The organism is Pediococcus claussenii ATCC BAA-344, assembly GCF_000237995.1.
Lineage (GTDB): Bacteria > Bacillota > Bacilli > Lactobacillales > Lactobacillaceae > Pediococcus > Pediococcus claussenii.
Map to the genome: position 1 here is coordinate 1,713,021 of NC_016605.1, position 13,669 is coordinate 1,726,689.

At 37.1% G+C, this 13,669-nt stretch carries 11 protein-coding genes and 1 pseudogene; 3 read left to right on the forward strand and 9 right to left on the reverse strand.

Annotated elements, in window-relative coordinates:
- Positions 1 to 78: 78 nt before the first annotated feature.
- The 3 genes from PECL_RS08430 to PECL_RS08440 all read right to left on the reverse strand — a co-directional run bounded on the left by PECL_RS08430 (position 79) and on the right by PECL_RS08440 (position 6,666).
- Complete coding sequence (locus tag PECL_RS08430; protein ID WP_014216171.1) at positions 79 to 1,392, reverse strand: APC family permease; 1,314 nt, start codon at positions 1,390 to 1,392, stop codon at positions 79 to 81.
- Positions 1,393 to 1,576: 184 nt separating this feature from the next.
- Positions 1,577 to 3,514: an ABC transporter ATP-binding protein/permease gene (locus PECL_RS08435; protein ID WP_014216172.1), complete on the reverse strand. Its 1,938-nt coding sequence runs from the start codon at positions 3,512 to 3,514 to the stop codon at positions 1,577 to 1,579.
- Between the two features lie 449 nt (positions 3,515 to 3,963).
- Positions 3,964 to 6,666 (reverse strand): HAD-IC family P-type ATPase, encoded by a 2,703-nt coding sequence (locus tag PECL_RS08440; RefSeq protein ID WP_014216173.1) that lies wholly within the window; start codon positions 6,664 to 6,666, stop codon positions 3,964 to 3,966.
- 172 nt (positions 6,667 to 6,838) lie between these two features.
- Between PECL_RS08440 and PECL_RS08445 the strand changes: the two genes are divergently transcribed.
- Positions 6,839 to 7,660 (forward strand): oxidoreductase, encoded by an 822-nt coding sequence (locus tag PECL_RS08445; RefSeq protein WP_041534667.1) that lies wholly within the window; start codon positions 6,839 to 6,841, stop codon positions 7,658 to 7,660.
- A 14-nt stretch (positions 7,661 to 7,674) separates the two neighbouring features.
- Positions 7,675 to 8,331, forward strand: coding sequence for a TetR/AcrR family transcriptional regulator (locus PECL_RS08450; protein WP_014216175.1), 657 nt, complete (start codon positions 7,675 to 7,677; stop codon positions 8,329 to 8,331).
- 47 nt (positions 8,332 to 8,378) lie between these two features.
- Here the strand turns inward: PECL_RS08450 and PECL_RS08455 are convergent, their stop codons facing one another.
- The 5 genes from PECL_RS08455 to PECL_RS08475 all read right to left on the reverse strand — a co-directional run bounded on the left by PECL_RS08455 (position 8,379) and on the right by PECL_RS08475 (position 12,760).
- On the reverse strand, positions 8,379 to 9,044 hold the full coding sequence (locus PECL_RS08455; protein ID WP_014216176.1) for an ABC transporter permease: 666 nt from the start codon (positions 9,042 to 9,044) through the stop codon (positions 8,379 to 8,381).
- On the reverse strand, positions 9,044 to 9,970 hold the full coding sequence (locus PECL_RS08460) for an osmoprotectant ABC transporter substrate-binding protein (RefSeq protein WP_014216177.1): 927 nt from the start codon (positions 9,968 to 9,970) through the stop codon (positions 9,044 to 9,046). Before PECL_RS08460 ends, PECL_RS08455 begins: the two co-directional genes overlap by 1 nt.
- Before the next feature lie 4 nt (positions 9,971 to 9,974).
- Positions 9,975 to 10,607 (reverse strand): ABC transporter permease, encoded by a 633-nt coding sequence (locus tag PECL_RS08465; protein WP_014216178.1) that lies wholly within the window; start codon positions 10,605 to 10,607, stop codon positions 9,975 to 9,977.
- A complete protein-coding gene (locus PECL_RS08470; protein ID WP_014216179.1) occupies positions 10,607 to 11,794 on the reverse strand; it encodes a betaine/proline/choline family ABC transporter ATP-binding protein in 1,188 nt (395 codons plus the stop codon). Before PECL_RS08470 ends, PECL_RS08465 begins: the two co-directional genes overlap by 1 nt.
- 204 nt (positions 11,795 to 11,998) lie before the next feature.
- Positions 11,999 to 12,760: an SDR family NAD(P)-dependent oxidoreductase gene (locus tag PECL_RS08475; protein ID WP_014216180.1), complete on the reverse strand. Its 762-nt coding sequence runs from the start codon at positions 12,758 to 12,760 to the stop codon at positions 11,999 to 12,001.
- An 81-nt stretch (positions 12,761 to 12,841) separates the two neighbouring features.
- Between PECL_RS08475 and PECL_RS09790 the strand changes: the two genes are divergently transcribed.
- On the forward strand, positions 12,842 to 13,219 hold the full coding sequence (locus PECL_RS09790; protein ID WP_014216181.1) for a MerR family transcriptional regulator: 378 nt from the start codon (positions 12,842 to 12,844) through the stop codon (positions 13,217 to 13,219).
- Here PECL_RS09790 and PECL_RS09795 read toward each other — a convergent pair.
- Positions 13,216 to 13,668: pseudogene (locus tag PECL_RS09795) on the reverse strand (SDR family NAD(P)-dependent oxidoreductase); the annotation flags it as partial. The gene PECL_RS09790 and the pseudogene PECL_RS09795 sit on opposite strands and share 4 nt — an antisense overlap.
- Position 13,669 lies beyond the last annotated feature (1 nt).

Consider the following 13,669-nt stretch of genomic DNA (forward strand, 5'->3'; position numbering starts at 1 on the left):
AAACTCAGCCACTATTAGTTTTAGTTTAAATTCAATGTAACATATCTCGATTGCTGTGACAAAGCCAGTTTTGTATCTTTAATCAGGTTTACGTTTTTGGTACATATATACAGGCACACCACACGCGACAATCAACAAGGATACCACCACGCCTTCAGTGTCGTTCATTACTTCACTACCCAACACAAATAATGAGCTACCAATAGCAATCAGTGGCGTCAACGGAAATAACGGTGCGCTAAAGGGACGCTTTTGACCATTTCTCCGCAGTTTGAAACTACCAACAAAAGCCATAACATAGAAGCAGTAAACGGTAAAAATACAGAGTTCTGATAGCCTATCCGCATTAAAAAATAAAATCATTATAATCGCGATCGCTACCACAACGATAATGGAAATAACTGGTGTACGAGTTTTTTGATTCAAATAACCAAGCTGTTTTGAAAAAGGCAATTCCTTATTGCGTGCCATTGCATACATAATTCGTGGGAATGTCATTACCTTTCCATTCATACATCCTACAATCGAAATAATAATTCCGATACTTAAAATTCGTCCCCCAATCAATCCAAAACTCTTATTTGCAAGATACGGGATCGCCCCAATTCCTAAACGATGCACCTGTTCCGCACTGACACTTTTAAATACTGCAAAACTAACCAACAGGTATATTATTGAAACACTTAAAATCCCAAAAACGATTGCTTGTGGTAACCTTTTTTCAGGATTCTTAATTTCACCACCCAAATTAGCAACTAAGATCCAGCCATCATAGGCAAATAATGTTCCTAAAATAGCAACTCCAAAGTTACCTGCACTGGCATGAATTGTTGAAACGCTTGCTGTTAATGCGTCTTGCCTTCCAAAGAAAAGTCCAAAAATTATTATTCCTGCTATAGGCACTAATTTACAAAGTGTTGTTATAATCGCAAAAGAAGCGCCAATTCGATTTGAAAAAAAGTTCAACATTGCTACTAAGACAACTGTTCCAACTGCAATTGGAATTTTCATAACCGGATCCATACCAAAGAAGTCAACCAATAAAATTCCAAGATATGCGCTAAGAGCAGCAATCATTGCGGGCCCATACACAATTATCTGCATCCAGCCTGAAAGAAATCCCCAGATACGGCCGTACATTTTATCCATGTAATAATACAGACCACCTGTCTTAGGCATTTGGGAAGCAATCTCTGCAATTGTTAATCCCGCGGTTAATGTCATCACCCCACCGGCAAGCCATGCCCAGAGGGCACCGCTAACTGAACCGGTTTTATCTAACACCGCAGCTTGTTGTACAAAAACACCAGAACCAATAATTGTTCCAATAACTAGAGAAAGTGCAGACCATAAACCTAACGAACGATTAAGAGTCACTTTTTGTTCATCCATACTATCACATCCTTTTTTAATTAAAATTTAATTTTTATTGTAGCATGAATATTAATTGTATAAAAGAACAACATTTAAGTCGCCTAGCACCTAATTATCTTTCTAATCAAAAAACGTAGCCAAATGGATTTTAATATACTCCAATGGTTACGTTTTTTGATTCAACTATTAAAAATAATTTAATTTAGTCTGCTGATAGTGCTTCAACGGGATCCAGTTTGGAAGCTTTTCTTGCGGGCGTTAATGCCGCAATCAAGCTAATCAAAATACTTATTACAATACCAAAGATAAGATAGTTTGAAGTGATTCCCACAATTGCATAGCTAATCTTATCATTTGTAATATGATTAATTCCAAGTTGTACTAACAAGGCTAATCCCGCTCCAAGTATACTTGAGAAGAGACCTATAAAGAATGCTTCTGAAACAAATAAGTGTCGAATATCTTTGCGACGAGCACCAATTGCTCGCAAGATTCCAATTTCTTTCGTACGTTCTGAAACACTGATATACAGCACTACAATAATCATGATTGCTGAAACCAACAGTGAAATTCCGGCAATTGCTGTAAGAACGTAGAATGCCAACATGATATAGGTATTCAAAGTATCAAGAATTGCCCCAACACCAGTGATTTGGTAAACTTTTTGTTCTTTACCCTTAACTTTGTGCTCATAACTCTTAATTTTGTTTTGAACCGCCTTAACATTTTCGGTTTTATTAACATTAACTGTCAAGAAGGTTGGGTCAGTGTTTAACTTCTTAGAAGACAACATTTCCTTTATTGAATTAAAATCGGCCGCCGTACTACCAGATGTAATTACACCAGAAACCCGGAAATTCTTTTGAATTTGGATAGGTTCCTTTTTATTATTAATGGTTGTAATATACAAGGTTACTTGTCGCCCAACCATCTCTTTATAGTTCTTATCAATCTTTTTAGCAGTTGCCTTATCTAATACAATTTCACCTGCATGAGGTTTACGGCCATATTTAATGTCATTCGTGCGTTCAGTTTTATTCCACGTTTGAAAATACTGTTGCGTAACGCTTTTAGATCCACTAGTTATCTTTGCACCGGGAATATAATATCCCTTTTCAACCGAATCAACATTCTTGATCTTACTCATCTTGTCATAATCAGATTGTTTCAAATGCCCATAATTACCGCTTTGAGCCTGATTATCACTAACATTCAAAGCAACTTGAACTGCCGTCGGATTAATTTGCGAGGAAATTTGATCATTAATGTAACCCCGAACACCGTTTCCAAGCCCCAACATCAAAATAACCGAGAAAATACCAATCGACGCTCCAAAAATAATTAAGAGATTCCGCTTGAAATTATATCCCATGTGTTTCAATGCCATTCGCAATGAAGCATAGTACGTTAAATGTTTAGCTTGTGTAGTTCGTTGTGTGTTCTCAACAGGATATGGATCTTTTAGCCTGCTTTCTCCATGAATCACACCATCATCCAGATGAACGACCCGTGTTCCAAAATCTGCAACCTCTTGGGAGTGAGTAACTGCAATAACTAACTTGCCATCTTTAGCAATCGATTCTAGAATTTCCAAAACTTCTTTAGTATTTTGACTATCTAAAGCACCAGTTGGTTCATCAGCAATAATAATATCTGGATCGCCTGCCAGCGCACGAGCAATTGCAACACGTTGCTTTTGACCACCAGAAAGTTGGTTAGGATGCTTACGCATGTGTTCCTTCAAACCAACTCGTTCCAATAATTCCTTAGCACGTTCAACCCGCTTGTTGTGTGATAACTTCGTCATTTCAAGAGAAACCATTACGTTATCCAAGATATTTAAATGGCTAATCAAGTTGAAGCTTTGGAAAACAAACCCAATATTCTCTCTTCGGTAGCCATCCAAAACCTTTTCCTTAGCAGTGTGTAATGATTGCCCATCATAAACAACATCCCCATCATACTGATGGTCCAGTCCTCCAATGATGTTCATTAAAGTTGACTTACCACCACCGGATTCTCCTAAAATCGAGACAAATTCACCTCGATCGAATTTTAAATTAATGCCTTTTAGAACTTTAAATTCTTGAGAACCAAGAAAGTATGACTTATATACGTCGCGTACTTCTAATAAACTCATTTCTCCACCCCTATTTTGACTAATCGACAACAACTATAACGCAAATTATATTATTTAGGCACTTAACATCCAACATGTTAAATAAACTTTAATCCTGTCCTACTCTTAATTGTACGATATGGTAATAAATTACTAAACATTGCTAACTTTAATCAATACCATTTGTACATAGTACCAACTAATAACCGTTTTAGACATCCCTAGCACTCAACTACAACTTGTACACTATCACTAACTATATAATTGCTTATTAGTCATTCTCCTTTTGCATATTCTGTATTCTTTCATACACTCTCTAACAAGTAAACAAATCATTCATAAGAGGTTTCAATTGCAGTATATCCGGTCAAAATCCAGTAAGTTGCGATAAAGTAAAAGGCTAACATTGCATTAGCCTTTTAAAAATCACCAATTTTATTAACTTCAAAGACCTAATTTCTTTCTTAATCTTATTCTTGATAAGATTGAATCTGTTTAAAATGTCCTGGATGAAAAAACTTATCAATTTCAGTCACTACCAAAATAATAACTCCAGCAATCATAGGTAGCCACCATAGATACCAAGTCATACCTGCTGTACTAAATATTCCCTGCATAAACGGCAAATACGTTAACCCTAGCTGTAACAGTATTAGTAATCCTACTATCCAAAAAGCGTGCCAGTTACGCAAAACATCTTTAGATAATGCTGGTTTTGGCGTTCTAATATTGAATAGATAAAAGATTTTACCGAATACGATTACATTAACAGTAACGGTACTTGCAATCCGTTCAGAAACTCCTTGTCCACTTAACCAGTCAAATCCAACTAATCCAAGACCTGCAATTAAAACAGAGACATATACAATTTGCCATACATCTGAACGGCTTAAAAATGCTCGCCCATTTTGACGCGGTGGTCGTTTCATGATGCCTTCTTCTGCCGGTTCAAATAAAAATGCAAATTGAATTGTTATCGCAGATACCATATTAATCCACAACAATTGCGTTGGAACCAACGGTAAATCCTGTTGAGCTACAATGGAAAGTAATACAATCAGACCTTCAGCAAAACTGGTTGGTAATAAGAATCGAATCGTTTTCTTAATATTATCGTAGACTCGTCGTCCCTCTTTAATAGCTTTAGTTAAAGTTGCAAAGTTATCATCTGCAAGCACCATATCTGCTGATTCCTTCGCTACATCGGTTCCCTTTATTCCCATAGCAATTCCAATATCAGCTCGCTTTAAAGCCGGTGCATCATTTACCCCATCACCCGTCATTGCTGTTATTAGGCCATTTTCCTGATACGCTTTCACAATCCGTAACTTATTTGCTGGAGTTGTTCTAGCGAAAACATTATAGTCCTGAATAACATTTTTTAATTCTTCGTCTGACATTTCGTCGATTTCGGCACCTGTAATAGCTTTGATCTTGTCATCCAATCCTAACTTTTCAGCTATTGCAGTGGCTGTTTCTGGGTGATCTCCGGTAATCATTTTGACTTTAATACCAGCTTCACGCATTTCTTTCAATGCAGTAATCGTCTCTTCACGCGGTGGATCAATTAATCCCGCAATTCCCAAGAACTGCATTCCATATTCTAAATCCTGATGAGTAATAGTCTCTTTATCTGGCGCATACTTATATGCTAAAGCAACAACCCGACGCCCTTGACGAGCGAATTTAGAAACTTTTGCCATCCAAAAATCACGGTCAAAATCGGTATTTTCGCCCACCATTTCAAAAACTTTATCGGGGGAACCTTTTAACCAAATCATTCTCTGCTTTTGATCATCTTCCCCTAGCTCCGCAATATAACGATAGTCCGAATCAAAGGGAATCTTATCTATTTCACTCCAAACCGGAACCTGTTGATGAAATACCTTTTGTGCCAAGGTCAAAAATGCTCCATCAGTTGGCTCACCATTGATAATCCATTGATCGTCTTCCTGAGTCAGAATTGTATCATTAGCTTCATGACCGGCTATTATCAGACGTTGCAAATCAGCATCATCTGCAATATCAATTATTTGACCATGCTTTGAAATCTCACCAATTGGACTATATCCGGTACCTGAAACCTGATACGTTCCGTTCTTAGTTACAATTTCTTCAATGGTCATTTCATTTTTAGTTAGCGTTCCCGTTTTATCAGTTGCAATAACATTTACTGCCCCAAGCGTTTCAGCAGATGGCAGTCGTTTAATAATCGCGTTTTCTTTGGTCATTTTATTAACGCCCATAGCAAGAACAACAGAGGTACTTGCTGGTAATCCCTCTGGCAACGACCCCACGATCATGGTAATAATAGCGATTACTAAGACTGGAATTGAGTAAATATGCGTTAAAAAACCGAAAATTCCAACGAGTAATGCAACTACAATAATTCCATATGAAATATATTTTCCAAGTCCGTTAATTTCTCTCATTAACGGGGTAGTCTTGGACTCAACTTCCTCCACGCTGCTACTAATTTGGCCCAACTCTGTATCTTGACCAGTTGCTACAACAATACCTAGTCCACTACCATTTGTAACGGACGTGGATGCAAAAGCCATATTGCTTTGATCACCCAGTGGAACCTTACCTATCAGTGCATCTTCACTTTTTAAAACCGAGTCAGCTTCACCAGTTAAAATAGACTCTTGAATACGCAGGTTATCAGCGTCAATGATCCTTAAATCTGCTGGAATATTATCACCAGCCTCTAAAAATACCAAATCACCAGTAACTAATTCTTCTGCTGTAATATCCGTTCGTTGCCCACTACGAATGACCGTTGCCTCAATTTGAAGCATCGCCTTAATTTGTTCAATTGCATTAGATGCCTTAACCTCTTGAAAATACCCAATGAAGGCATTAATGATTACCACCATTCCGATTACAATAGAATCTGAATATTCATGTAAAGCAAAAGTTGCAATTGCGGCCAAAATCAAAATATACGTAATACTGTTATTGAATTGGCTTAAAAAGCGCATTAAATTGCTTTGTTTCTTTTGAATCAAGGCATTAGGACCGTTTATCTCAAGGCGTTTCTTAGCTTCTTTTACGGTTAGTCCATCAGCAGCGTTTGTTTCAAAGTTTTGAATTATTTCCTGTTTTCCTATTGTATAAAATTTATCGTTGCGCGGGTGCGCTCCATAGTCATCAGATGTGGATTTTGTCATTTATAATCTGTTCTCCTTATTGTTTGATATAACAAGCATATCGAAAATCACTTTATTATGTCAATATTCTTATCATTTATATAAGAATATATTAGGACTATTATTTTTTGTGAAATGGGTTTATACTTCAAATTATAAAATGACCGTCAGTCAATTAATGGAGGAACTAAGTATGACAAATAAAGTAATCTTAATTACTGGTGCATCATCCGGAATTGGTCATGACACTGCTAAAGCATTGGCCGAACAAGGTCACATTGTTTATGGTGCAGCTCGCCGCATCGAAAAAATGGACGACTTAAAACCATTAGGTGTTCATCCGGTAAAGTTAGATGTAACAGATCCAAATAACACCAAATCAGTTGTTAATCAAATTCTAGCAAACGAAGGACATATCGATGTATTAGTTAATAACGCCGGATATGGGTCATATGGTGCAGTAGAGGATGTGCCCCTTGATGAAGCACGCCACCAAATAGAGGTTAACCTTTTGGGCGTTGCTGATATGATTAAGTTAGTTACACCAAGTATGCGTGAACGGCATTCTGGAACAATCATTAATATTTCTTCAATGGCCGGTAAAGTTTGGACTCCCTTTGGCGCTTGGTACCATGCAACTAAATTTGCAATCGAAGGTTTTTCAAATGCGCTTCGACTCGAACTTGAACCAATGGGAATTAATGTCGTTATAATTGAACCTGGTGCAATTCGTACTCCCTGGGGTACTATTGCTGCTGACAATCTCGAAAAAGTTTCTGGAAACGGTGCTTATGCAAAAGCCGCACATAAAACTGCCAAGAACATGCGAAAAATGTACCAATCATCCAAAATGATATCGGATCCATCAGTAATTACCAAAACTATTGTTCGTGCAATTAACGCAACACGCCCCCGAACACACTATTTGATTGGCTTTGGCGCTAAACCAGCGGTTCTTGCAAGTCGAATTGTTAGCAATCGAACTTTCGATAAAATTATTAAACGTTTTATGTAGGATTGGAGTAATAGATGCGAACCGAAAATTCATCAGAGGTTATCACAAAAAAGAAGCAACAAATTATTGATGCAACTAAAGTTTTGTTCAGAGATAAAGACTTCGACGAAATCACTATGTCTGCAATAGCGAGTGCAACACATGTTGCTAAGGGGACCATTTTTAATTACTTTAAAACCAAGGAATCAATTTTTTTGACCATTTTAATGGAAGAATACCAAAGATTCATTGATTTATTTGCACAAAAATTGGAACACGAAACTATAAAAAACAAATCCACACTAAAAAAATTAATCTTGGAAACAACCGCTTCGATATGGGACGATCCCAATCTTTATTTATTTCGACTCGATGCTAGTTTAGCTATGCTGGAACAGACTAGTGATGTGGAATTAGTTGCTAAAGTGAAGTCTCATATGTATGAAACAACCCAAAAGTTAGATGCCTATATTCATAACTATGTGGAAAATGCTGAAAACATTTCAATTGTTTCGATAATGTTTACCGTAAATGCACTTTTAATTGGTTACTCTAATCTTGTTTCTTCTCAAAAAATGCAAAATCTTCTACAAAAATATGAATTAAATGATTATCAATTAAATGCAAAAGCAGAAACTTTAGCTTCATTGGATTTTTTCTTAAATGGATATTTAAAAACGAGCTCCAAATGATTAAAAAACATCATTGGAGCTCGTTTTTGTATTTTTAACTATTTATCCTATGCCAATGACTTTTTCGATCGGGGATCAAATTTCTTTTCAAAAAAACTCAAAAACAGATCCGAAATAATGGCCATCAACGCTGTTGGAAGAGCACCCGCAAGAATAATTGCACCACCATTTGTCGCATTAGTCCCACGAATAATAATATCACCCAATCCTCCAGCACCAACGAATGAGCCAATAGCTGTAATACCAATTGCCAACACTAATGCATTTCGAATCCCAGCAATAATTACCGAGAGAGATAGCGGTATTTCAATAATCCGCAGCACCTGTAAACGGGTCATTCCCATTCCTTTTCCGGCATCCAGATAATCATTATTAACATTCAACATCCCAGTGTATGTGTTTTTAATTATTGGCAATAACGCGTACAGAAATACCGTAACAATTACAGTATTAACACCTAATCCCAATCCGAGCATTAAAATTGATAACATAGCCAGCGACGGGACCGTTTGTATAACATTAGCAACACCAATTACCCAATTGCTTAATTTTCGATACTTAGCAATTAAAATACCAACTGGAATCCCAACAATGGCAGCTAAAATTACGCCGTAAATTGAAATAAGAAAATGCCTGTCAAACTCTTGCAAAACATACATTCCATTGTGCGCAAAATAGTATATTAATTGTTGTACTATTCCTTCATTTTGCATTAGTCATTTCCCCCTTCAAAATAGTGATGTGCCTTTAAAAATTCTTGAGCAACTACTGTAGGTTCCTTTAAATTATTATCAACTTCGTAATTTAAATGTTGCATGGTTTTTAAGGAAATCTTTCCGTCAAGACGATGCAGAATTGGGCCTAGCTTAGGATACTTTTTCAAGGCTTCATCATTAACAACGGTACTTGCATCATATGGTGGGAAAAATTGACGATCATCCTTTAAAAGCTTCAGATTGTAACTTCCAATTCGTCCATCCGTTGAATATCCTAAAACAGCATCCATTTTGTCGCTTGCTAATGCGTTGTAAACTAAACCAATCTGCATGGGATAAATGTTTCCAAAACTAAAACCATACTTCTTTTTAAATCCATCATATCCATCACCACGTCTGTTTAACCAAACCTGGTCAATTCCCACCTTCATTTGGGGGGCAATCTTTTTTAAATCACTGACCGTATTCAAATCATGCTCTTTCGCATATTTTTGTGTGACCATAAACTGGTAAGTATCCGCAAATCCATAACTTGGGAAATAGGTCATGTGATATTTTTTCTTAAAATCATTTTTTACAATTCTATTGACTTCTTCAGGAGATTTTCCTTCAGCAGCCTTTAAGATAGTTTGGTAATCAGTCCCATTGTATCTAATTGCTGTAAGGTCAGCCTCACCTTTTTTCTGTGCCTGAAAACTAACCGTTCCTGATCCCAAATTATTGATGATTTCAGTATCATATTTTGAATAATGTTGAATCATTTGTTGAATCACTGATGCCATAATTTGTTGCTCAGTAGTATTTTGTGATGCAATTCGGATTGTATCCGACGAAGTACCTCCCAAGCCAGGGAATCCACATCCCGCAAGTAAAAATGTTAAAACTCCTAACGGTAAAATCAATTTAATGAATCTCTTCAGCATTGATTCACACCTCCTGATTTGTTCGAGGCGTAAATCTAACCTCTAATTTCCCTAGTAGAAAATCTACGATCAGCGCCAATATAATTACAGGAATAGATCCACCGAGAATTAAATCTGAGCGATACAAATTCAGGCCATTGAAAATCAAGTCTCCCAAACCTCCAGCACCAATGTAAGAAGCCAGTGTTGTCCATGCTATTACGTATGTTGCTGACAATCTGATTCCTGACATGATAACTGGAAATGCTAGTGGCAATTCGACTTGTATCATTCGTTGAAAACTATTCATCCCCATACCTTTTGCAGCATCAATAACAGCCGAATCAACGCTATTCAACCCTAAATACGTGTTACGCAAAATTGGTAATAATGAATAAATAAACAATGCGATTATTGCGGGGAAAGCTCCAATACCAAATAGGGGAATCATCATCGCAAGTAATGCCATAGCGGGAATAGTTTGTAGCACACTCGCAACCCCAATTACTCCGTTGGCCAACTTGGGAGTTCTTGTTAAGAGCATTCCCAACGGAACGGCCACGATTACACCTAGTGCCAACGCAATTGCTGAGATGTAAATATGTTCCCATAACTTAGTTAGAATAGTTGTTCCGTACTGTGATAAAAAGTTGATCATTACTGATCACCATCCTTTTTCGCAAGTACATCCGCCTTCTGATCAGAGTTATCTTCCTTGTTATCATCTTCTTCGCCCCAAAGTGCATCATAAACAATATCCACTAGAGTCGCTCGAGTAACAATTCCAGTTAACTTCCCATCATTATTTACAACGGGCACATTCCTAAATCCACGCTTTAGTATTCGGTCAACTGTATCACGAATAATTGAATTTTCATTTACATAGAAAACTTTCTTATCCATAATATCAGCAACTTTTTTATCAGTTCGATAATACTTATCAATTGCTTCGATGCTTACCACGCCCTCTAGTTTTTCATCAGCATCCGTTACTAACAATGTATCAACCCGACGATTATGCATAACTGTTAAGGCATCGCGAACAAGTCGCTCAGATTCTATCGAAACGGGCTTGATTGCAACTTGTCCAACTGTGGTTATACTTGGCTTGGCTTGTATCAATCGATCCTGTCCGATCAGATTAGCAACAAAATCATTAGCCGGACTTTTCAAAATATTATCTGGTGTATCAACTTGAATTTGTTTTCCTTCACTCATAACAACAATTCGACTCGCCAATCGCAAAGCCTCATCCATATCATGAGTCACGAAAATGAACGTTTTATTCAAGCGTTCCTGCAAATCTTTCACCAAATCTTGTAGATCCTCACGGGTGATAGGATCAAGTGCTCCAAAAGGTTCATCCATTAAGATAATATCCTGATCCGCAGCAAGTGCTCGCACAACACCAATACGCTGTTGTTGACCACCCGATAGTTCTGACGGGTAACGATCTAAAAAGTCTTCAGGCAAATCAACCAACTTAATCATTTCTTTAGCTCGTTCATTTCGCTTTTCCTTAGACCATTTAAGCAACTTAGGAACCATCGTAATGTTTTCTCGAATGGTTAAATGTGGCATCAATCCAATATTTTGAATAACATAACCAATTTTCCTTCTCAATTTAACTGGATCCATATCAGTGATATCTTGCCCATTAATTTTGATAGTTCCTTTGGTTTGTTTTAACATTCTATTGATCATCCGCATCGTGGTAGTTTTACCAGATCCAGATGTCCCAATAAAGCAAATAAACTCTCCTCGTTCAACGTTCAAGTTAAAATCATCAACTACAACTTTGTCTCCTGAATAGACCTTGGAAAGGTGGCTCATCTCAAGTAGCATATTGTGAATACATCTCCTTACAAAATAAGGAAGCTCAACGTCTTTCTACGCCACAGCTTCCCCTAATCTTACTATTGAGTATAACACTTCCAAGCATTTTTCAAAGAAATATGCATAATTTATCACTTATATAAGATCATTCATTACAAATAAATAAGTAATGATTACTTATACACAAGTTAGACAATTTTATTTAAAGACGATTTACCAACCAACAACTCCATGTGTATTAGTGAACGTTCCGTTGCTTCGATCATTATAGTCTGTCGCCAATTCGACCGTTCTTGCCACCCCAAATTCAATTGGTTTAGCTCCCATACTAGCTGCCTGTTCTGGTGTTGCTCCACCGAATTCCGTAGCAACCATTCCTGGATCAATTGCATTTACTGTAATTGCTTGATCTTCGGCCCGCAATTCTTTTGCAAGCTGAACCGTATACATATTAGCTGCGGCTTTAGCGGATTGATATCCCACTGCAACTGCCCTGTAAACTTCTGAATTTGGATCCAATGCAGCCGTTTTAGAGCCCATCATACTAGAGATATTAATTATTTTAGCCCATTCACTCTTTTTAAGAAGTGGTAGCATCCGCTGCGTCACATCGATTAGGCCAAAATAATTAAGTTCCATATCAGATCTCAAATCGTCAAAATTTAAATTTGACGCCAATTGGCGACCGCTAAAAACAGCTCCCGCGTTATTGATCAAAATATTTAAGCGGCCGTATTTTTTCTCGATTTCTTTCTGCGCTTTACTTACTGATTTTGTATTAGTCACATCTAACTCAACATAATCTGCCTTAATATTTTGTTGAGTTAGCTTTTTTACTGCTTCCTTGCCCTTTTCAATATTGCGAGATCCAATAATCACAAGCTGACCACTTTGTCCCAATTCCTTTGCCGTTTCGAATCCCATTCCACGATTTGCTCCCGTAATTAACGTAATAATTTCATCTTTATCTACCATTGTTGTTATCTCCTTTTTGATTATTGCAAATTGTAGCATGCTAGTGTTACACTAGCGCAAATAAAATCAGGGAGAATTTTAATGCATTCTATTAGCGAAGTTTCAAAACAATTTAACGTTACGTACGACACCCTTCGTTACTACGAGGAAAAAGGCTTACTTTCTACTGTAAAGCGGGACTCACGTGGAAGGAGAATATACTCCGATTCCAATTTAGATGAACTTAACAGGATTATTCACATGCGCCAATTAGGTGCCACTGTGAATGAAATATTAGATTTAAAGCGGACCGATTTATCTAAAGAAGATCTTTACCACGTCTTAGATTTCTTAAACACTTTGAACAAAAGGCTAGAGAATCAAGCCAAAAACATTCATAAGCAAAAAGAATTTATTGAATCAAAGCGTGCCAAAATATTAAATGATATCAGAACCATTGACTCTAAAAATAAAGCTTAAAAATGTCTATTAGTAACTTTGAGGGACTCTTGTGATAATTTATCAGCATCCACGTCATTCATGTATTTTGACTCGTTCCATCCCCGCATTCCAGGATATCCCTTTGTTCCAATTCGGTTGTTTGGCGCATAAACAGACCCTCTTATTGGAACAGATGTAGCTCCTGCGTTCTTGGTGACTAAGTTAGTTGCTATGGATGTTAAATTCACAACCCTCGCTGCACCAGGTTTCTTTAACGCTGGCAGTAGCGACATTGTTAAAGTGAATCCACTAAAATAATTAGTAGCCCACATTGATTCCAAACCATCCTCCGTTGTTGAAGCGTTGGCTGGCATCATAATTCCAGCATTATTAATCAAAATATCAACCTGTGGAGTGATTTCATTCAGTTCTGCTTCAACTGCTTCTATATCCTTGAGGGACATTAAATTAACTGAATGAAAGTAAACT